The 21,303-nt window shown below is 66.5% G+C and carries 18 protein-coding genes; 15 read left to right on the plus strand and 3 right to left on the minus strand.

Going from position 1 to position 21,303, the window contains the following annotated elements; all coding sequences use genetic code 11:
- The first annotated feature begins 32 nt into the window (after window positions 1–32).
- From BSY239_RS08290 to BSY239_RS08340, 11 genes are all read left to right on the plus strand, one after another.
- Entirely contained in the window at window positions 33–1,208 is a 1,176-nt protein-coding gene (locus BSY239_RS08290; RefSeq protein ID WP_069046423.1) for an acetyl-CoA C-acyltransferase, read from the plus strand.
- Between the two features lie 14 nt (window positions 1,209–1,222).
- Entirely contained in the window at window positions 1,223–3,046 is a 1,824-nt protein-coding gene (locus tag BSY239_RS08295; protein ID WP_069046424.1) for an acyl-CoA dehydrogenase, read from the plus strand.
- Complete coding sequence (locus BSY239_RS08300) at window positions 3,046–3,348, plus strand: Dabb family protein (protein WP_069046425.1); 303 nt, start codon at window positions 3,046–3,048, stop codon at window positions 3,346–3,348. Before BSY239_RS08295 ends, BSY239_RS08300 begins: the two co-directional genes overlap by 1 nt.
- A 66-nt stretch (window positions 3,349–3,414) precedes the next feature.
- Window positions 3,415–4,206, plus strand: coding sequence for an SDR family oxidoreductase (locus tag BSY239_RS08305; RefSeq protein ID WP_069046426.1), 792 nt, complete (start codon window positions 3,415–3,417; stop codon window positions 4,204–4,206).
- 2 nt (window positions 4,207–4,208) lie between these two features.
- The gene (locus BSY239_RS08310; protein ID WP_069046427.1) at window positions 4,209–4,637 is read left to right on the plus strand and encodes a PaaI family thioesterase; all 429 of its coding nucleotides are present in this window, start codon (window positions 4,209–4,211) and stop codon (window positions 4,635–4,637) included.
- Between the two features lie 18 nt (window positions 4,638–4,655).
- Window positions 4,656–5,672, plus strand: coding sequence for an NADP-dependent oxidoreductase (locus tag BSY239_RS08315; protein ID WP_069046428.1), 1,017 nt, complete (start codon window positions 4,656–4,658; stop codon window positions 5,670–5,672).
- Between the two features lie 16 nt (window positions 5,673–5,688).
- Window positions 5,689–7,338 (plus strand): isovaleryl-CoA dehydrogenase, encoded by a 1,650-nt coding sequence (locus BSY239_RS08320; RefSeq protein WP_069046429.1) that lies wholly within the window; start codon window positions 5,689–5,691, stop codon window positions 7,336–7,338.
- A gap of 20 nt (window positions 7,339–7,358) precedes the next feature.
- On the plus strand, window positions 7,359–8,294 hold the full coding sequence (locus tag BSY239_RS08325) for a glutathione S-transferase family protein (RefSeq protein ID WP_069046430.1): 936 nt from the start codon (window positions 7,359–7,361) through the stop codon (window positions 8,292–8,294).
- On the plus strand, window positions 8,291–8,764 hold the full coding sequence (locus BSY239_RS08330; RefSeq protein WP_069046431.1) for a GNAT family N-acetyltransferase: 474 nt from the start codon (window positions 8,291–8,293) through the stop codon (window positions 8,762–8,764). The genes BSY239_RS08325 and BSY239_RS08330 overlap by 4 nt, the downstream gene beginning before the upstream one ends.
- A 24-nt stretch (window positions 8,765–8,788) precedes the next feature.
- Complete coding sequence (locus tag BSY239_RS08335; protein WP_069046432.1) at window positions 8,789–9,694, plus strand: SDR family oxidoreductase; 906 nt, start codon at window positions 8,789–8,791, stop codon at window positions 9,692–9,694.
- A gap of 7 nt (window positions 9,695–9,701) precedes the next feature.
- Window positions 9,702–10,253, plus strand: a complete 552-nt coding sequence (locus BSY239_RS08340; protein WP_069046433.1) for a methylated-DNA--[protein]-cysteine S-methyltransferase — start codon at window positions 9,702–9,704, stop codon at window positions 10,251–10,253.
- A gap of 4 nt (window positions 10,254–10,257) precedes the next feature.
- Here BSY239_RS08340 and BSY239_RS08345 read toward each other — a convergent pair whose 3' ends face one another.
- A complete protein-coding gene (locus tag BSY239_RS08345; RefSeq protein WP_069046434.1) occupies window positions 10,258–12,045 on the minus strand; it encodes a monovalent cation:proton antiporter-2 (CPA2) family protein in 1,788 nt (595 codons plus the stop codon).
- 123 nt (window positions 12,046–12,168) lie between these two features.
- Here BSY239_RS08345 and BSY239_RS08350 point away from each other — a divergent pair, with 123 nt between their 5' ends.
- Window positions 12,169–13,383 carry a multidrug effflux MFS transporter gene (locus BSY239_RS08350; RefSeq protein ID WP_069046435.1) on the plus strand — a complete coding sequence of 405 codons (1,215 nt, stop codon included), beginning with the start codon at window positions 12,169–12,171 and terminating at the stop codon, window positions 13,381–13,383.
- A complete protein-coding gene (locus tag BSY239_RS08355) occupies window positions 13,380–14,765 on the plus strand; it encodes an MFS transporter (protein ID WP_069046436.1) in 1,386 nt (461 codons plus the stop codon). The genes BSY239_RS08350 and BSY239_RS08355 overlap by 4 nt, the downstream gene beginning before the upstream one ends.
- A 27-nt stretch (window positions 14,766–14,792) precedes the next feature.
- On the opposite strand, the gene BSY239_RS08360 is transcribed toward BSY239_RS08355, so the two are convergent.
- On the minus strand, window positions 14,793–15,764 hold the full coding sequence (locus BSY239_RS08360) for a response regulator (RefSeq protein WP_069046437.1): 972 nt from the start codon (window positions 15,762–15,764) through the stop codon (window positions 14,793–14,795).
- Window positions 15,761–17,551, minus strand: a complete 1,791-nt coding sequence (locus BSY239_RS08365) for a sensor histidine kinase (protein ID WP_069046438.1) — start codon at window positions 17,549–17,551, stop codon at window positions 15,761–15,763. The genes BSY239_RS08360 and BSY239_RS08365 overlap by 4 nt, the downstream gene beginning before the upstream one ends.
- Before the next feature lie 304 nt (window positions 17,552–17,855).
- Here BSY239_RS08365 and BSY239_RS08370 point away from each other — a divergent pair, with 304 nt between their 5' ends.
- Complete coding sequence (locus BSY239_RS08370; protein WP_069046439.1) at window positions 17,856–20,261, plus strand: Tex family protein; 2,406 nt, start codon at window positions 17,856–17,858, stop codon at window positions 20,259–20,261.
- 137 nt (window positions 20,262–20,398) lie between these two features.
- Window positions 20,399–21,226 carry an HDOD domain-containing protein gene (locus tag BSY239_RS08375; protein ID WP_069046440.1) on the plus strand — a complete coding sequence of 276 codons (828 nt, stop codon included), beginning with the start codon at window positions 20,399–20,401 and terminating at the stop codon, window positions 21,224–21,226.
- Window positions 21,227–21,303 lie beyond the last annotated feature (77 nt).

Here is a 21,303-nt window from a genome sequence, read left to right on the forward strand (position 1 = left end):
CCACAGCACAAGACCGAACAGGAGAACATTTCATGACCAACGCCGTCATCGTTTCCACCGCCCGCACACCCCTGGCCAAGAGCTGGAAGGGCGCCTTCAACATGACCCACGGAGCCACCCTGGGTGGCCACGCGGTGCAGCACGCGGTTGCCCGCGCCGGCATCGAAGCCGCCGAAGTGGACGACGTCATCATGGGTTGCGCCAACCCCGAGGGCGCCACCGGTGCCAACATCGCGCGCCAGATCGCGCTGCGCGCCGGCCTGCCCATCACCACCTCGGGCATGACCGTCAACCGCTTCTGCTCGTCGGGTCTGCAGACCATCGCCATGGCCGCCCAACGCATCATCGCGGGCGAAGGCGACGTGTATGTGGCCGGTGGCGTGGAAAGCATTTCGTGCGTGCAGCAAGAGATGAACACCCACATGCTGGCCGACCCGTGGCTCGCCAAGAACAAGCCCGAGATCTACTGGAACATGCTGCAGACCGCCGAGCAGGTGGCCAAGCGTTACGGCATTGGCCGCGACGCCATGGACGAGTACGGCGCTGCCAGCCAGCAGAAGGCCACGGCCGCGCTGGAAGCCGGCCTCTTCAAGGCCGAGATCGCCCCCATCACCGTGACCGCCGGCGTGGCAGACAAGGTCATGGGCCTCACGACCAAGCAGGTGACGGTGGAGAACGACGAAGGCATCCGCGCCGGCACCACCTTTGAAGGCATCCACGGCCTGCGTTCGGCGCTGCCGGGCGGCCTGGTTTCGGCCGGCAACGCCAGCCAGTTCAGCGATGGCGGCGGCGCCTGCGTGCTGATGAACGAAACCCTGGCCGAGAAGCGCGGCCTGACCCCGCTGGGCCGTTTCCTCGGCTTTGCCGTGGCCGGCTGCGAGCCCGACGAGATGGGCATCGGCCCGGTGTTCGCCATTCCCAAGGTGCTCGCGCGCCTGGGTCTGAAGGTGAGCGACATCGACCTGTGGGAACTCAACGAAGCCTTCGCGGTGCAGGTGATCTACTGCCGCGACAAGCTGGGCATCCCGGGTGACAGGCTCAACGTCAACGGCGGCGCCATCGCGGTGGGTCACCCCTATGGCGTGTCCGGCCAGCGCCTGACCGGCCACGCGCTGATCGAAGGCAAGCGCCGTGGCGCCAAGCGCGTTTGCGTGACGATGTGCATTGGCGGCGGCATGGGCGCGGCCGGCATTTTTGAAGTTCTCTGACACCGGGGCGCACCATGACTTTGCGCCCGACCGTCGACTTCCTGCTGCACGACTGGCTGCACGTCGAGACGCTGCAGCAGCGTGAGCGTTTTGCGGACCACAGCCGCGAGACGTTTGACGCGGTGCTCGACACCTGTGAGCGCATCGCGCGCGAGAAGTACGCACCCTTCAACCGGCTGGTGGACACGCAGGAGCCGCATTTCGACGGCGAGCGCGTGATCCTGCCGCAGGCCACGCACGATGCGCAGAAGGCCTACGCCGCCAGCGGCATGCTGAGCGCCGCGCAGGACTACGACGTCGGTGGCATGCAGTTGCCCTACACGGTCGAGGCCGCGGCCAACGCCTTCTTTGCCATGGCTTCGGTCAGCATCGGCAGCGGCATGCTCACCACCGGCAACGCCAACCTGCTCATGGTGCACGGCACCGAGGCGCAGAAGCAGGTGTTCGCGCTCAACGAGTTCAGTGGTCGTTTCTCGGGAACCATGTGTTTGTCCGAGCCGCAGGCGGGTTCGAGCCTGAGCGACGTATCCACGCGCGCCGTGCCCGACGGCGCCGAGTTCGCGGACGATCCGCTGGGCCCGCGCTACCGGCTCAAGGGCAACAAGATGTGGATCTCGGCCGGCGAGCACGAGTTGACCGAGAACATCATCCACCTGGTGCTGGCCAAGATTCCGGATGAACACGGCAAGCTGGTGCCCGGCACGCGTGGCATTTCGCTCTTCATCGTGCCCAAGAAGATGGTGAACCCCGCTGGTGAGTTGACCGGCGTGCGCAACGACGTGGCGCTGGCCGGGCTCAACCACAAGTGCGGCTGGCGCGGCACCACCAACACGCTGCTCAATTTCGGCGAAGGCAAGTACCCGGTCGGTGGTGAAGCCGGTGCCGTGGGCTACCTCGTGGGTCAGGCGGGCAAGGGCCTGCACTGCATGTTCCACATGATGAACGAGGCCCGCATCGGTGTGGGCATGGCCGCGACCATGCTGGGCATGGCCGGCTACCTCGCCAGTCTGGATTACGCGAAAAACCGCCCGCAGGGTCGCCCCATGGGCCCGGCCGGCAAAGACCCGGCTCAGCCACCGGTGCGCATCATCGAACACGCGGATGTGAAACGCATGCTGCTGGCGCAGAAGTCGTATTGCGAAGGCGCGCTCGCGCTCGAACTCTATTGCGCGCGCCTGGTGGACGAGCAACACACGGCCGAAGCCGCCGTGGCCGATGACGCGCGCCTGCTGCTCGAGGTGCTCACCCCCATCGCCAAGAGCTGGCCCAGCGAGTGGTGCCTGGAAGCGAACAGCCTGGCCATCCAGATTCATGGCGGCTACGGCTACACGCGCGATTTCCCGGTGGAGCAGTACTGGCGTGACAACCGCCTGAACATGATCCACGAAGGCACGCACGGCATCCAGGCCATGGACCTGCTGGGGCGCAAGGTGCTGATGGAAGGCGGCAAGGGCCTAAGCCTGCTGGCCGGGCGCATCAACGCCACCATCCAGCGCGCTGTTACCGTGCCCGAGTTCGCGGCACACGCCAACGCGCTGGGGCAGGCACTCGCGCAGGTGGGTGCGGCCACCAAAGCCGCCTGGGCCACCGGCGAGCCCACCGACGCTTTGGCAAACGCCGTGCCGTATCTGCAGGCCTTTGGCCACACGGTGCTGGCCTGGGTCTGGCTGGACGTGGCATTGGCCGCGCACGCCGCGCCCGAATCGAACGCGCGCACCGGGCGCCTGGCCGCCATGCGCTTCTTCTTCCACTACGAGCTGCCCAAGATCGGTGCCTGGTTGCAGGTGGTGAGCAACCGAGACCAGACCTGTGCAACCCTGCCCGAAGAGGCGTTCTGATGCTGCACCACATCGTCATGTGGAAGATCAAGGACCTGGGCACCGAGGGCGACAAGGCCAGCAACGTTGCGCAGGCCAAGGCCTTGCTCGACGCCTGTGCACAGCTGGTGCCCGGCATTGAACGCTTCGACGTGGCCACCGCACAGCCCGGCCTGGAGAGCACCTACGACCTCGTGCTCAACAGCACGTTCACCGACCGCGCCGCACTGGCGGCCTACCAGACGCACCCGTCGCACGTGGCGCTCAAGCCCTTCATGAGAAGAGTGGTTCTTGAACGCCAGTGCATGGACTACGAGACCTGACGGATCTGCCCCCACCCCAACCCTCCCCCAGCGGGGGAGGGAGCAACACACCACAAGGAGACACACATGACCCGCACCGTTCCTCAACTTTTTGACCTCAAGGGCAAGACCGCCCTGATCACCGGTGGCTCGCGTGGCCTGGGCCTGCAGATGGCCCATGCGCTGGGCGAAGCCGGCGCCCGCGTGCTGGTGAGCTCGCGCAAGGCCGAAGACCTCGAGGCCGCCACGGCCGAGCTGAAGGCGGCCGGTATCGACGCCAGCTGGATCGCCGCCGACTGCTCGAAGGAAGAGGAAATTCAGCGCCTGGCCGACGAGAGCCTGCAGCGCCTGGGCCACATCGACATCCTGGTCAACAACGCCGGTGCCGCCTGGGGCGCGCCGGCCGAAGACCACCCGGTGGAAGCCTGGGACAAGGTGATGAACCTCAACGTGCGCAGCTACTTCATCCTGAGCCAGATCGTGGCCAAGCGCAGCATGATCGGGCGCAAGAGCGGCCGCATCATCAACACCGCCTCCATCGCCGGCCTGGGTGGCAACCCGTCGGGCATGAACACCATCGCCTACAACACCTCCAAGGGTGCGGTGATCAACTTCACCCGCGCGCTGGCCGCCGAGTGGGGCAAGTACGGCATCACGGTGAACGCCATCTGCCCGGGCTTTTTCCCGAGCAAGATGACGGTGGGCACGCTCAAGGCCATGGGCGAAGAGAAGCTGGCTTCGCACGCTCCCCTGCGTCGGCTGGGCGACGACGAAGACCTGAAGGGCCTGACCGTGTTGTACGCATCGGATGCCGGCAAGCACATCACGGGTCAGTGGCTGGCTGTCGATGGCGGCGTCAGTGTCATCACGGGCGGGTGAGCATGGAGTTTTCCGTCCGCATCCCCTTCGTCGAACTGCTCGGCTTTGAACTGCACAAGTTCGAGAGTGGTGAGGCGGAGATCACGTTCAAGCCCTCCGACGACCACTTGAATTCCTTCGACGTGGTGCACGGCGGCGCGAGCATGACGCTGCTCGACGTGGTGATGGCGCACGCCGCGCGCTCGGTCGAAGTCGACATGGGCTGCGTGACCATCGAGATGAAGACCAGTTTCATGCGCGCAGCCAAGGGGCCGCTCACCGCCAAAGGCAAGCTGCTGCACCGCACCGCCACCATGGCCTTCACCGAAGGCAGCATTTTCGACGCAGCGGGCAAGCTCTGCGCGCACGCCACTGGCACCTTCAAGTTCGTCGCCCGGCTGCCCGTGGGCGCGGGCAGCGTTCAGGCCTTCAACCGCATTTCCACTGACTGACCTTTCAGGAGACACACCATGCCCACCAACCAACAGATCGTGCTCGACAACCGCCCACAGGGCGAAGCCACCGTCGACAACTTCAAGCTCGTGTCCACCGACACGCCCGCCCTCACCGAGAACCAGGTGCTGGTGCGCCACCATTTCCTGAGCCTGGACCCGTACATGCGCGGCCGCATGAACGACAGCAAGAGCTACGCGGCCTCGCAGCCCCTGGGCGAGGTGATGATCGGCGGCACCGTGGGCGAGGTGGTCGAATCGAAGCACCCCAAGTTCCAGCCCGGCGACAAGGTCGTGGGCATGGGCGGCTGGCAGCAGTTCAGCGTGGTCGACGCCGCGCAGCCCGGCGCGCTGCGCAAGGTCGACACCACGCACGTGCCGCTGTCCTACTACCTGGGCGCAGTCGGCATGCCCGGCGTGACCGCCTGGTACGGCCTGGTGAAAATCATCAACCCCAAGGCCGGCGACACCGTGGTGGTGAGCGCGGCCACGGGTGCCGTGGGCAGTGCATTTGGCGCGCTGGCCAAGGCGCGTGGCTGCCGCGCGGTGGGCATCGCCGGCGGCCCCGACAAGTGCAAGTACGCGGTGGAAGAACTCGGCTTCGACGCCTGCATCGACTACAAGCTGCACAAGGACGCGTACTCGCTCGCCAAGGCGCTCAAGGACGTGTGCCCCAAAGGCATCGACGGTTATTTTGAAAACGTCGGTGGCATGGTGCTGGACGCGGTTCTGCTGCGCATGAACGCGTTTGGCCGCATCGCGGTGTGCGGCATGATCGCCGGCTACGACGGCCAGCCACTGCCGTTGGCGAACCCCGCGCTGATCCTGGTGAACCGCCTCAAGATCGAAGGCTTCATCGTCAGCGAGCATATGGAAGTCTGGCCCGAGGCCTTGACCGAACTGGGTACGCTGGTGGCCACTGGCAAGCTGCGCCCGCGTGAGACCGTGGCAGAGGGTTTGGCCGCTGCACCCGAAGCCTTCATGGGTTTGCTCAAGGGCAAAAACTTCGGCAAGCAACTGGTCAAACTGATCTGACCACCCGGAGGCCGGCATGGTGACCACGCATGAAGTGTTCAACCAGCCCGCGCCGCTGGTCGACACCAACCTGTTCAGCGCCAACCGGGCCATGCAGGCCGCGCTGGCGTTCAATGCACCCGCGCTTGACACGGCGCCGCTGCACGCGCTGGGCGCTGTGGTGGGCAGCGGCGAGATGCAGACGCATGCGCGGCTGGCCAACGTGCACACGCCGCAGCTCAAGACGCACAACCGCTTTGGGCAGCGCATCGACCAGGTGGAGTTTCACCCGAGTTACCACGCGCTGATGACCGAGGCGGTGGCAGCAGGTCTGCACGGCACAGCGTTTTCCGCCGAGCAGCAGGCCACCGGCCATGCCCACCAGTTGCGCGCCGCCGGCTTCATGCTCTTCACCGAGCTCGAACCTTCCATGCTGTGCCCCATCTCCATGAGCTATGCGGTGGCCCCCGCGCTCAAGGACAACCCGGCCATCTACAAGGACTGGGAAGCGGGCCTCACCAGCCGCGCCTACGACCCGCAACTCAAGGTCTGGCTCGACAAGACCGGGCTGACCATGGGCATGGGCATGACGGAGAAGCAGGGCGGCTCCGACGTGCGCGCGAACACCACGCGCGCCGAACCCGCCGGCACGGACGCCTGGGGCCAGCGCTTCAGCGTCACCGGCCACAAGTGGTTCTTCTCGGCGCCCATGTGCGACGCCTTCCTGATCCTGGCGCAAACCGCCAGCGGTCTGAGCTGCCTGTTTTTGCCGCGCGTGCTGCCCGACGGCTCGATGAACCAGCTCTTCATCCAGCGTCTGAAGGACAAGCTGGGCAACAAGGCCAACGCGAGCTCCGAAGTGGAGTTCGTCGGTGCCAGTGCCTGGCTGGTGGGCGAGGAGGGTCGGGGCATCCCGCAGATCCTGGCCATGGGCACCATGACGCGGCTGGACTGCGCGCTGGGCACCAGCGGCCTGATGCGCCAGGCGCTGAGCCTTGCGCTCAACCACACGGCCCAGCGCAAGGCCTTCGGCAAAACACTGATCGACCAGCCGCTGATGAAGAACGTGCTGGCCGACCTGGCCCTCGAATCGGAAGCCGCGACCGCGCTGGCCCTGCGCCTGGCACGCAGCTTCGACCGCACCGACGATGCCCACGAGCAGGTGATGAACCGCCTGCTCACGCCGGTGGCCAAGTTCTGGATCTGCAAGCGCGGCAGCCACTTTGCGCAGGAGGCCATGGAATGCCTGGGTGGCAACGGCTATGTGGAAGAGGGCGGTGAAGGCGTGATGGCGCGCATCTACCGCGAGATGCCGCTGAACTCCATTTGGGAGGGAGCCGGCAACATCATGGCCATCGACTTGCTGCGCGCGCTGCGCAAGGCCGACGCGGCTGCCGCGCTGGCCCACGAGCTCGCCCCGGCACGCGGCATGCACCCCGCGCTGGACCGCCTCGCCGCGCAACTGCCCATCCGTGTGGAAGAGATGGCCACCGAAATGGAAGCCCGCCGCCTCGCGCAGGACGTGGCGCTGGCCGTGCAGGCCGCGCTGCTCGCGCAGACCGCGCCCGCCGCCGTGTTCGGCGCCTTCTGCGATTCGCGCATCGGCGGCGAGTGGGGCCACAGCTTCGGCTCGCTGGGCGCCGGTGTCGACTTCGACGCCATACTCACCCGCGCCTTGCCGCACTGAACAACGACCCCGGAGACACCATGTCCGACCTCATCCTGCACCACTACCCCACGTCCCCGTTCTCGGAAAAGGTGCGCCTGATCCTGGGCCACAAGAAGCTCGGCTGGCAGAGCGTGAACATCCCGCGCATCATGCCCAAGCCCGATGTGATCACCCTCACGGGCGGCTACCGCCGCACGCCCTTTCTCCAGATCGGAGCCGACATCTATTGCGACACCGCCCTCATCTGCGACGTGCTCGAACACCACCAGCCCGAGCCCACGCTCTACCCCGAGCACCTCAAGGGCATGGCGCGGGTGCTCGCGCAGTGGGCCGACAGCACGCTGTTCTGGGCCGCCATGGGATACAACCTCAGCCCCAAGGGCGCGGCCGCGCTGTTTGCCGGTCAGCCGCCCGAAGCTGCCCAGGCCTTCGCGGCCGACCGTGGCGCGATGCGAACCGGCATGACCAGCCTGCGCCCGGGCGACGCCACCGCCGCCTACAAGAGCTATTTGCGCCGCCTCTCGACCATGGTGGAAATGCACCCCTTCCTGTTGGGTGATGCGCCCTGCGTGGCCGACTTCGCCGCCTACCACCCGCTGTGGTTCAGCCGCGTGGTCAACCCCGCCATGGCGGGCATCCTGGAGGCCACGCCACATGTCGTCGAGTGGATGGACCGCATGGCCGCCATCGGCCACGGCCAGATGAGCAAGCTCACGGCCACCGAGGCCATTGCCATCGCCGCAGCGGCGCAACCCGCACCACACGCCGACGACACCTTCCAGGACGATCACGGCATCGCGCTGGGCAGCCGGGTGACCATCAGCGCCGAGACCTTTGGCCAGGAACCCACCGAAGGCATCCTGCGCGCCGCCACCCGCACCCGCTACACGCTGGAGCGCACCGACGAGCGCGCGGGCTTGCTGCACGTGCACTTTCCGCGCATCGGTTTTGTGCTGAGGGAAGTGCGCGCTTGAGACCCGAAGGACCCACGCACTGGCGCTGCCTCCCGTTCGATGCGCTTTCGGCCCGCGCGCTCTACCGCCTGCTCGAGCTGCGCAGCCAGGTGTTTGTTGTCGAACAGGCCTGTGTGTTTCAGGACATGGACGGCGCCGATGCGCAGTGCATGCACGTGCTCGCCGAATCCCACCAGCCTGGCGGCATCGAGCTGATGGCATACGCGCGGCTGGTGCCTGCGGGACTGAAGTACGCCGAGGCCAGCATCGGCCGCGTGGTCACGAGTCCCGTCACACGTGGCAGCGGCATCGGGCATGTGCTGGTACGCCAGTCGGTGCAGATGCTGTACGGCCTGTGGGGCGTGCAGCCCATCCGCATCGGCGCGCAGGCGCACCTGCAGGGCTTCTACGCACAACACGGCTTCGAGCCCGACGGACCGGTTTACCTTGAAGACGGCATCGACCACATCGAGATGGTGCGAGCCGCCTGAATTTTTCACACACAGGAGACATCCATGATTCAAGACTTCCAAGGCAAAAGCGCCGTGCTCACCGGCGCGGGCTCGGGTTTCGGGCTCGAATGCGCGCGCATCGGCGCAAAGCTCGGCATGAACCTGGTGCTGGTCGACGTGCAACAGGACGCACTCGACGCAGCGACCGCCGAGATCGAGGCCACGGGCGTCAAGGTGCTGTCGCGCAAGGTCGACGTGTCGAGCACCGAGCAGATGGAAGCACTGGCCGCCGATGTGGAGAAGACCTTCGGCGCACCGCACTTCGTCTTCAACAACGCCGGTGTGGGCTCGGGTGGCCTGATCTGGGAAAACTCGGTGAAAGACTGGGAGTGGGTGCTGGGCGTGAACCTCTGGGGCGTGGTGCACGGCGTGCGCCTGTTCACCCCCATGATGCTGGCCGCCGCGAAAAAAGACCCGGCCTGGCGCGGCCACATCGTGAACACCGCCAGCATGGCCGGCCTGCTCACGCCGCCCAACATGGGCATCTACAACGTGAGCAAACACGCGGTGGTGAGCCTCACCGAAACGCTGTACCAGGACCTGAAGCTGGTGAGCGACCAGGTGAGTGCGAGCGTGCTGTGTCCGTACTTCGTGCCCACCGGCATCAGCCAGAGCCACCGCAACAAGCCGGCCGAACTGGCCGACGAGAAGGCCACGCAAAGCCAGCTGATCGGCCAGGCCCAGAGCGACAAGGCTGTGAGCTCCGGCAAGGTCACCGCCGCGCAGGTGGCGCAGCTGGTGTTCGACGCCATCACCGCCGACCAGTTCTACATCTTCAGCCACCCGCGTGCACTGGGCAATGTGCGTGCGCGCATGGAAGGCATCGTGAACATCACCAACCCGGCCGACCCGTTTCATGAGCGGCCGGAAATCGGCGTGGCCTTGCGCGCGGCGCTGCGCGCAGCCTGAACCTGCGATGGGTGAGGGCGGTCACGCGCTGTTCGACACCGCCCTCGGTGTCTGCGGCATCGCGTGGGGGCTGGGTGGCGTGGTGGCGGTGCAGCTGCCCGAATCCGATGACCGGCGCACGCGCGCCCGCTTGCTGACCGGCTTGCCGTTGCTGCCCGAGGTGGCCATGCCGCCCCCAGCGGTGCAAGCCGCCATCGACGGCGTGCAGGCATTGCTCAAAGGCGAATCACGCGACCTGTGCGAGGTGGCACTCGACATGTCGCGCCTCACCCCGTTCCAGCGCGAGGTTTACGCCCTGGCCCGAGCCATTCCACCCGGCCGGACCCGCACCTACGGTGAACTTGCGCGCGAACTGGGCGATGTGGGCTTGTCGCGCGCCGTGGGTCAGGCGCTGGGCCACAACCCGTTCGCGCCCATCGTTCCCTGCCACCGCGTGCTCGCGGCGGGCAACCGGCCGGGCGGTTTCTCGGCCAGTGGGGGTGCGATCACCAAGCTGCGCATGCTGGCAATCGAGGGCGCGCGGCCTTCGGGCACGGCGTCGTTGTTCGACGACACCTGAGCGGTCAGGCCGGGTCCTGGGCCGTCTGGTGCGCGGCGGCCTTCTTCACCTGGTTGCCCAGCACCAGCGCGCGACCGGCAAACAGACCACCCGCGGCTTCCATGTCCATGCGTTCGGCGTCGCGCCGACGCAAATGCTCCATCACCTCGTCGGCTTCTTCCTCCGCGGCACCCAGCGTCAACACAGCCTGGCGCCCCATGGCCATGGCGGACTCGAAGGTTTCGCGCACGAGGTAGCCCACATCGGCCTTGCGCAACTCCAGCACGTGCTCGCGGTCGAAGGCGCGCACCAGCAGTTCGGCCTGGGGGAAATCGGTTCTGGCCAGTTCGGCGATGCGGGTGGCGGCTTCCTTGCTGTCCAGGCAGACCAGGATGGCGCTGGCCGAGTGCGCGCCTGCGGCGTGCAACACATCGGCGCGGCAACCGTCACCGTAATAGACCTTGAAGCCATAGGCCTCGGCGTCGCGGATCATCTGCACGTTGTTGTCGATGATGGTGATGCTGGCGCCGCGCGCGATCACGCCCTGGCTGGCGATCTGGCCGAAACGGCCGAAGCCGATCACCAGCACGCTGGCGGCCTGGCCATTCACCGCCTCGATGCCCTCCATGGACACGCCGGGCTTCGTGGCCAGGCGCCGGTGCACCAGCACCACCAGCGGCGTGAGCGCCATGGACAGCACCACGATGGCGGTCATGTTGGCGTTGACCACCGGGTCGATCACTTTCGCGCCCAAGGCCGCTGCAAACAGCACAAATGCGAACTCGCCGCCCTGCGCCATGAGCACGGCTCGGTCCAGCGCGTCGGCGTGTGAGCTTTTCGCGAAGCGCGCCACACCGTAGATGCACAGCGCCTTGACCACCATCATGGCCACCACACCGGCCACGATCAGCGGCCAGTTGCTGGCCACGGCGGCGAGGTCCAGCGACATGCCCACGCTCAGGAAGAACAGACCCAGCAAGAGCCCGCGGAAGGGCTCGATGTCGGCTTCGAGTTGGTGGCGGAAGGTCGATTCCGACAACAGCACACCGGCCAGAAACGCACCCATGGCCATGGACAGGCCACCCACCTGCATGAGCAGTGCCGCGCCCAGCACCACCAGCAGGGCGGCGGCGGTCATGACCTCGCGCGCCTTGGCGTTGGCCAACACACGGAAGAGGGGGTTGAGCAGCCACACGCCCGCAGCCACGAGCGCAACCAGCGAACCCAGCGCCAGGCCGATGGTGGCCCAGCGCGACGAGGTGGCGGCGACCGTGCCCGCCAGATCGGGCGGCGCCATGAAGGTCACCACGGCGAGCAGCGGCACGATCAGCAGGTCTTCAAACAGCAGGATGGCCACGATCTTCTGCCCGCGCGGCTGTGCCATGTCGCCGCGTTCACCCAACAGCTGCATCACCACGGCCGTGGAGGTGAGCACAAAGCCCATGGCACTCACGAACGACACCGGCAGCGAGAAGCCGAAGGCCAGACCCACGCCGGTGAGCAGCAGGCCGCACACCACCACCTGCAGGCTGCCCAGGCCGAAGATCGCGCGGCGCAGGCTCCACAGGTGCGAAGGCTGCATTTCCAGCCCGATGACAAACAGGTACATGACCACGCCCAGCTCGGCCGTGTGCAGGATGGTCGCGGGGTCGCTGATGAGTGCAAGGCCGAACGGTCCGATGGCCAGGCCTGCGGCCAGGTAACCCAGCACCGAGCCCAGGCCCAGGCGTTTGAACAGGGGCACGGCCACCACGGCAGCGCCGAGCAGGGTCACAACTTTGAGCAGATCGCCTGCACTGCCTTCAACGGCCATGGGGAACTCCGGGTGGGTGGTTCGACGAAAAGCGAAATTGTGACGCACGCGCCCGCCGCCTGCACCAGAGCGTGCCGCCCGTGCACAGGCAATGCCATCGGCCGGCAGAGACAATACGTGGCTATGTTCATTTCCCGCTACCTCAAGATGGCCCTGATCCTGGGCCTGCTCTCCGCCATTGGTCCCTTTGCGATCGACATGTACCTGCCCGCGCTGCCCGACATCGGGCGCAGCCTGGGGGCCGACGTCGGTCCGGTTCAATTCAGCCTGACGGCCTTTTTCCTGGCCCTCGGCGTGGGCCAGTTGCTCTACGGCCCGGTCTCCGACATGGTGGGCCGCAAGCCGCCGCTGTACTTTGGTCTGGGCCTGTTCACGCTGGCCAGCATCGGCTGCGCGCTGGCCACCGACATTGAAACCCTGGTGTTTCTTCGTTTTCTGCAAGGGCTCGGCGCGGCCGCCGGCATGGCGATTCCGCGCGCCGTCGTGCGCGACCTGCACACCGGGGCCGACGCTGCGCGCCTCATGTCGCTGCTGATGCTGGTGTTCAGCGTCTCACCCATCCTGGCGCCGCTGGTGGGCAGCGGGGTGATTGCGCTGACCGGCTGGCGCGGGGTGTTCTGGGCCGTGGCCCTGGCCTCGGTGGCCGGGTTGGCGCTGGTGCATGGCGCTCTGCAGGAAACCCGCAGCGCTGCCGACCGTGTGGAGAGCAGCCTGGGCAGCGCCTTGCGTGCCTATGGTCTGCTGCTGCGCGACTGGCATTACCTGGGCCTTGTGGGCATCGGCAGCACCGCCATGGCGGGCTTCTTTGTCTACCTGGCGGGTTCGCCGTTTGTGCTCATCCACCACTACGGCCTCACGCCCGTGCAGTACAGCCTGGCGTTTTCGTTCAACGCCATGGCCTTCATCGGCGCATCGCAGTTCACCGGGCTGCTGGGCCGGCGCTTTGGACTGGTGCGGCTGGTCAAGGCCGCGGCCAGCGCCTCTGGGCTGGCCATGTCGTTGCTGCTGGTGTACTACCTCGCCGGAGGTGACCAGCTCGCCGTGTTGATTGCCTTGTACTTCGTGGCCAGCGGCTTCATGGGCCTGGTCATTCCCACCACCTCGGTGCTCGCACTGGAAAAACACGGCGCCATCGCCGGCACCGCTTCGGCCTTGCTGGGCACGCTGCAGATGCTGGGCGGCGCAGCGGCCATGGCCATCGTGAGCCTGTTCGCCAACGGCAAGCCCCTGCCCATGGTGGTGGGCATGGCTTCGGGCGCGCTGATCGGTGTGGCGCTGACCTGGATCACGCTGGGTGGTGACGTCCGGTCGCACCTGGCGGCCGAGGCGCGCGGGTGAACCTGCAAGACGGTCTGTCACAACCCCAGCGCGGGCGGGCCGTGCTGGTGATCGTGTCGGGCATCGCCATGGCGGTGATGGACGGCAGCATCGTCAACCTGGCCCTGCCGGGCATCGCGCGCGAACTCAGCGCCCCCGCCTCGCAGGCGATCTGGGTGGTCAATGCCTACCAGATCGCATCACTCGTGATGCTGCTGCCATTGGCCGCGCTGGGCGACCGTTTGGGCTACCGGCGTGTCTACCTGGTGGGCATGCTGCTGTTCGTGCTGTCGTCGGTGCTGGCCATGCTGGCCGACTCGCTGTTGATGTTGACCGCTGCACGCGCACTGCAGGGGCTGGGTGCCGCCGGCATCATGAGCGTGAACACCGCGCTGGTTCGCCTGATCTACCCGAGCGCGCGGCTGGGGCGCGGCATGGCGCTCAATTCCATGGTGGTGGCCACCTCGGCCATGGCCGGGCCGGCGGTGGCCGCGGCCATCCTGTCGGTCGGCTCCTGGCCGTGGCTGTTTGCCCTGAACCTGCCGCTCGGCCTGCTCACGCTGTGGATGGGCCGCCGTGACTTGCCCGCCAACCCGCCGCGCACCGAAGCGGCTCCGCAGTTCTCCTTGATCGACGTGCTGCTCAATGTGCTCATGTTCACACTGGTGTTCATCGGCGCCGAGCAGCTGGGCGTGCGCGGGGCCGCGGCACAGAGCGCGGCGCCGCTGGGCTGGGCTTTGTTGGTGGCCGGGGTGGCGGTGGGGGTGGTTTACCTGCGCCGGCAGTGGCACCTGGCCGCGCCGCTGTTTCCGCTGGACCTGCTGCGCATTCCCGTGTTCGCGTTGTCCATGGGTTCGTCGCTGGGCGCGTTCTGTGCGCAGATGTTGGCGTTTTTGAGTCTGCCGTTTCTGCTGCTCGAAGTGCAGGGCCGCACCCACATGGCGGCCGGCCTGATCCTCACGGCGTGGCCGCTGGCCACCGTGCTGGTGGCGCCCATCGCGGGGCGGCTGATCGGGCGCTACCCGGCCGGCTGGCTGGGCGGCATCGGCATGGTGGTGTTTGCCTGTGGCCTGCTGCTCGTGGGTCTGCGGCCCGAGCACGCCACCAGCCTGGACATGGCCTGGCGCCTGGCGCTGTGCGGCGCCGGTTTTGCGCTCTTCCAGTCGCCCAACAACCACACCATCGTGACCAGCGCACCCCTGCAGCGCAGCGGCGCGGCCAGCGGCATGCTGGGCACGGCCCGGCTCACCGGGCAGACCCTGGGGGCGGTGATGCTGGCGGCGATTTACGCGGTGTGGAACCAGCACGACGGGCGGGGCGAAACGATTGCGTTGTTTCTTGCCGCGGCTTGTGCCTTGCTCGCCGGGGTGAGCAGTTCCCTGCGGGTGCGCGCGGGTCGCTGAGACCGGCGCGCACCCGGGTCTGGACGCTCAGCCGAACAGGCGTTGCAGCCAGGAGCGCGCGCCGGAGATCGGCTTTCGCGCGGCGGTGGGTATCTGGCTCGAAGCCGATGCGAAGTCCAGCTCGAAGTCGAGGTCCTCCGACACCTGCGCCTGGTGGCGTGAGGCGCGCTCGGGCATCGCCAGCAACTGCCGGTGCCGGGTCAAGGCAGAGCGCAGCGTGCGGTTCAAGTACTCGGGACCGGCCGGTTTGGCGATGAAACGGTAGATCTGGCCCTCGTTGATCAGGCGGCCAATGACCACGCTGTCGCGCTCCTGGCTGTAGACCAGCACCACCACTTGCGGCTGGTTGCGGCGCACGGCTCGGATCAGGTCCATCTGCTGCGATTGCGCACCCTGGATGTCGGTGATCAGCACGGCCACCTTCTGACGCGTCAGGTGGCTGACGGCCTCGCCGATGTCGTTCGTGCACAGCAGCTTGCCGGCACCCTTGACCGAGGCCTGCCATTGCGCGCCTGCACTGGCGTCGTTGTCGAACACCAGGACACTTTCATGAAACGCTTCGGAGCCGTCGGCGCTCACGGTGTCCTGGAAATCGACCCAGGACGCCTGCGTCATGCGGACCACTTTGGCCGCATCACCCACGGTCTCCAGCAGCTTCTGGTTGTCCCAGGGTTTGGCCACGAAGCGGAAAACCTCGCTGTCGTTGACCGAGCTCAGCACCGCGTTGAAGTCGGAATAGCCCGTGAGCAAGAGCCGGATGCTGCGCGGCGACACCTCTCTGGCACGCTCCAGAAATTCGGTACCTGTCATGCCGGGCATGCGTTGATCGCTGATGACCACGTCGAAGTCCTCCGCGCTCAGCAGGGCCAAGCCGTCGAACCCGCTGCTGGCCACGGCCACCTCGTACTGGCCGCGCAACAACCAGCGCAGTGAGCGCAGCAGACCGGGTTCGTCGTCGACGCACAGCACCTTGGGAAGTGAAACCTGATTCATGGTCATGCCACCTTGTCCAGAGGCAATCGGACCCGGAACTCGGTGCCGACACCCACTTCGCTGCTGACCTCGATGTCACCGCCGTGCTCGCGCACGATGTCGCGTGCGATCGCCAATCCCAGGCCGGTGCCTTCGCCGACGGCTTTGGTGGTGAAGTAGGCCTCGAAGATGTGGGGCAGCACATCGGCCGAAATGCCGGAGCCCGTGTCACGGATGCTCACGGTGATGAAGCGAGCGTCGGCCCGCGTGGCCACGGTGATCGATCCGGTGTCCTGGATGGCCTGAGCAGCGTTGTTGATCAGGTTGAGGAACACCTGGTTGAGTTGCGACACGTTGCACTCGATGGCGGGCAGGGGCTCGAAGGCCTGCTCCAGACGCACCTTGGTCGAGATCACCGTCTTGGCGATGTAGCACACCGTGCCCAGCGCGGTGTTGAGGTTCACCGACGCGGTCTGGGCCCGGTCCAGGCGGGTGAAGCTGCGCAGGTTGTCCACCAGTTCGTTCATCTGACCCATGCCCATGAGCACGTCGTTCAGCATCTCGCGCGCTTCACGCACTTCCAGCATGGCGCCGGCAAGGCCTTGCGCCACCTGGGCGTCGCTGGCGGAGTCGGTCACGGCGTCCGATCCGACGTGCAAGGCCTCGGCCCGGTAGCTGGAATGGCGGATCTGCCGGTGGACAGCGCCTTCGAGCTGGTCCAGCGCCTGGATCGACATCTGCACGTTGTTCTTGGAGAACGCCAGCGGGGTGTTCAACTGGTGGGCCACACCCGCCACCATCTGCCCCAGCGAGGTCATTTTTTCCGACTGGGCCAGTCGTTGTTTGGTGGCATCGCTTTCGCGGGCCTGGCGCTCGATGACGGTCTGTGCGCGCTGCACGATGCTCAACAGAACGATGTAGAGCAAGGCGAGCAAGCCTGCCACGATCAGCAATTGCCGGTTGGAGCTGCTTTGCACCTGTTGCTGGTCGGAGGCAGCCTGATGGGCAAGTCGGCTCTCGTTGTTGAGTGCCACCAGCTTGAATTCTTCCGATGTGGCCTGGATCTGACTCAGGAACGGCGTCACGTCCGCGTACACCTCGAAAACCCCGACCACCGACTGGCTGCCGGGTTCGATCACCGGCAAATAACTGGCGATCAGGTTGCGGTTTTCCACCACACCCTGCAGTGCGCTGAACTTGTCGCGAAAGGTGAGCTCGCTGATCGCCTTGCCGTCGCGTGCGCTTTTCCAACCCGCGCTGCCCGACTTGTCTTCGCCGATCTGTGCCAACTCGGTCGAATAAACGGTGATGCCGCTCAGGTCGTACACCTTGATCTTGAAGATGGTGCCGCCCTGCATGGCTTCGCGCACCCGCGCATCCAGCGATGCAAACGTCGCCAAGGCCTGCAACTGGCCACCGGCGCTCTTGAAGCAGTCCTTCTTTTCAGGGGTGGCACTGGCTTTGCCCTGCGCATCCACAACATCCGGCATGGCCTTGCAAGTCGAAAAGTCGACCGTGCCGGTCTCGGCCAGGTAAGGGGAGATGTCGCTGGCCCACAAGGCGTTGGAGAACAGGCGCGTCAGGTTGACGTTGCCCTGTTCGTTCACGGCGAGCAGGTCGCGCCGAGCCACGGCATCGGCTCGGGTCACGAAGTCGCTCTGAATGCCGGTGAGCATCTGTGCTCCGCTGGTCTGCACGTTCTGGAAAAAACTGGACTGGCGGTGCTCGAAATACATCAGTGTGGCGGCAACCACACCAAAGGCCACCAGGCTGGTGGCGGTGAAATAACGGGTCAGGCGAAAGTAATGGGTCATGGGATCTCCAGCGGGAACGTTGAAACCGGGGCCAACGTACAAAGGGGGCCAGGAGGGCTCGCAGGCCGACGGCGTCGTTGGGCTGGGAGGGATGCTAGGTAGGGGTATCAAAACGGCCCATACTGCAGCTGGAGTATTTCGTGAGGGAACCCCGAGAGTTCGGTGACATATGTCATGACCGGCTGACATACGTGTGGCGCTGGAGGCCGGCGTTGCGGCCCGAGGGGCGCTGGCGCCATGTGGCACACTCCCCCCGCCTTTTTCAACCCCCAGACCAGACGCCCCAGAGGCGAACAGAGCTCAGATGCAGAACATCGTTGCGCAAATCGCGCAGGAAATCCGGGTGGGTGTCCACCAGGTTCAGGCAGCCGTCGACCTCATCGACGGCGGCGCCACCGTGCCCTTCATCGCGCGTTACCGCAAGGAAGCCACCGGCGGGCTGGACGACATTCAACTGCGCGAACTGGCGTTTCGCCTGGAATACCTGCGTGAACTCGAAGCCCGCCGCGAGACCATCCTCAAGAGCATCGACGAGCAGGGCAAGCTGACCCCCGAACTGCGTGCCGCCGTGCTGCTGGCCGCCACCAAGCAGGAACTGGAAGACCTGTACCTGCCGTTCAAACAGCGCCGGCGCACCAAAGGCCTGATCGCGCGCGAGTTCGGCATCGAACCCCTGGCCGACAAGCTCTGGGCCGATCCCACGCTGGACCCCGCCGCCGAGGCCGCCGCGTTCACGCGCCCGCCCGAGGTGCTGGACGACGGCAAACCGGGCGCCGACTTCTCGACCGTGCCGGCCGTGCTGGACGGTGTGCGCGACATCCTGAGCGAGCGCTGGGCCGAAGACGCCGCGCTGCTGCAGAACCTGCGCGAATGGCTCTGGGCCGAAGGCTTGCTCAAGAGCACGTTGGTGGCGGGCAAGGACGAGAACGCACCCGAGGTGGCGAAGTTTCGCGACTACTTCGACTACGACGAGCCGATCGCACGCGTGCCGTCGCACCGCGCGCTGGCGGTGTTCCGCGGTCGTTCGCTGGAATTACTGGACGCGAAGCTGGTGTTGCCGGAGCCTGTGGACACGCCGGCTTCGACGGGCTCAGCCCGAACGGTGGTGCCGTCGCTCGCCGAAGGCCGCATCGCCCTGCACCTGGGCTGGAGCCACAAGGGCCGCGCGGCCGACGACCTGCTGCGCAAGTGCGTGGCCTGGACCTGGCGCGTCAAGCTCTCGCTTTCCAGCGAGCGCGACCTGTTCGCCCGCCTGCGCGAAAGCGCCGAGGCGGTGGCGATCAAGGTGTTCGCCGACAACCTGCGCGACCTGCTGCTGGCCGCACCTGCCGGCCCCAAGGTGGTGATGGGCCTGGACCCGGGCATCCGCACCGGCGTGAAGGTGGCGGTGGTCGACGCCACCGGCAAGCTGGTCGACACCGCCACGGTCTACCCGCACGAACCCCGGCGCGACTGGGACGGCGCCTTGCACACGCTGCGCCTGCTGAGTGAAAAACACGGCGTGAACCTGATCGCCATCGGCAACGGCACCGCGAGCCGCGAGACCGACAAGCTGGCGGCCGACCTGATGAAGCAGCTGGCCCGGCCCGAGATCCAGAAGGTGGTGGTGAGCGAGGCAGGTGCTTCGGTCTACTCCGCCAGCGAATTCGCCTCACTGGAAATGCCCGACGTGGACGTGAGCCTGCGTGGCGCGGCGAGCATTGCGCGCCGCCTGCAGGATCCGCTGGCCGAGCTGGTGAAGATCGACCCCAAGAGCATCGGCGTGGGGCAGTACCAGCACGACGTGAACCAGAGCGAACTCGCGCGCACGCTGGACGCGGTGGTGGAGGACTGCGTGAACGGTGTGGGTGTGGACCTCAACACCGCCAGCGTGCCCTTGCTTTCCAAGGTGTCGGGCCTCTCGGGCAGCGTGGCCAAGGCCGTGGTGCGCTGGCGCGAGGCGCACGGCGCTTTCAAAAGCCGCCAGCAGCTCATGGAGGTGGCGGGCCTGGGCGCCAAGACCTTCGAGCAGAGCGCGGGCTTCCTGCGCATCCGCGGTGGCGACAACCCGCTGGACATGACCGGCGTGCACCCCGAGACCTACCCGGTGGTCGAGCAGATCATGAAGACCACCGGCAAACCGGTGGCCGAGCTCATGGGCCGCGCCGACATGCTCAAGACCTTGCGCCCGGAGCTGTTTGCCAACGAGCGCTTCGGTGTGATCACGGTCAAGGACATCCTGGGCGAACTGGAAAAGCCGGGCCGCGACCCGCGCCCGGATTTCCAGGTGGCGCGCTTCAACGACGGCGTGGACGACATCAGCGACCTGCGCGAGGGCATGATCCTGGAGGGGACGGTGAGCAACGTGGCCCAGTTCGGCGCCTTCATCGACCTGGGCGTGCACCAGGACGGCCTGGTGCACGTGAGCCAGCTGGCGCACAAGTTCGTGAACGATGCGCGCGAGATCGTCAAGACCGGCGACATCGTCAAGGTCAAGGTGATGGAAGTGGATGTGGCGCGCAAACGCATCGGCCTGTCGATGAAACTGGGCGATGCGCCTGGGCGCGGTGCAGGGCAGGGTGCCGGAGCGCGCGACAACCGGTTCGAGCCGGTGCGCACCGGACGCTCCGACACCCGGAGTGCGCCTGGTGGCTCGGGGGCAGCCGCCCCTTCGGCCATGGCGTCCGCGTTTGCCCGGCTGCAGGGTTCGGGCAAAGACCGCAAGGGTTGAAACCGGCCGGTTGAAACCGACCAGTTCGGAGCCGGGAAGGGGCTCAAGTTGGGAGCATGGGTGCCGATACACCATGGGACGGGCAATCATCAGGTCATTGCCCGCAACGACCATCTGCCGCCACCGGACTTCACCTTATGCAACTCGAAGCCCTGCTGAACTTCCCCCGCGCGCTGCCCGCCATGTCGCGCACCGTGTCCGACCTGCTGGCGGAGATGAACAAGGACGACCCGAACCCCAAGCGGGTGTCCGACCTGATCTCCCAGGACCCGTCGCTCACCACCCGGGTGCTGCGCCTGTCCAACTCGGCTTTTTTCCGGGTCAGCCGCAAGATCGGCAGCGCCGAAGAGGCCGTGGCCATGCTGGGCATGACCCATGTGCGCTCGTTGGTGATGGCCGCGGCCCTGGGATCGAGCTTCAAGAACGTGCCCGGTGTCAACCTGCCGCAGTTCTGGCGCTACAGCCTGCGGGTGGCGGACATTTCCAAGTCGCTGGCGGGTGTGCTGCGCCAGAACGAGAGCAACGCCTTCACCGCCGGCCTCATCCACGCCATCGGCGACCTGATCATGCACATTGCCATGCCCGACCTGATTGGTCCGCTGGACATGGGCACACCTCCGCTGGACCTGAACCGGGCGAAGGCCGAAATGTCGGTGTTCGGCTATACCTACGCCCAAGTGGGTGCAGGCATGGCGGAAAAGTGGCAGTTCCCCACCAACATCGTCTCGGCCCTCAACAACCAGATCAGCCCCTTTGAAGGCGAGGCCTACGACCCGCTGGGTGGGGTGCTGCACATCGCCTCGTGGCGCGCACGCGCCGAAGAGATCCAGCTGGATGAAAACGGGCTGGTCGCCACCTTCCCCGACCTGGTCGGTCTTTCGCTCGGCCTGGACCTGGACAGCGTGCTCGGCAAGGACCCCTCGGAGTGGTCGTTCAGCCAGGCGCTGGGCGCTTTCATTGACTGAAAAGACCTCAAGTGCGCAAGCTTTCAGGCGATACAAAAGGCAGCAGACCCGATTCGGGTGGGCGCACAAGGCGGGGA

Origin of the sequence: Hydrogenophaga sp. RAC07 (assembly GCF_001713375.1) — a bacterium.
GTDB lineage: Bacteria > Pseudomonadota > Gammaproteobacteria > Burkholderiales > Burkholderiaceae_C > Hydrogenophaga.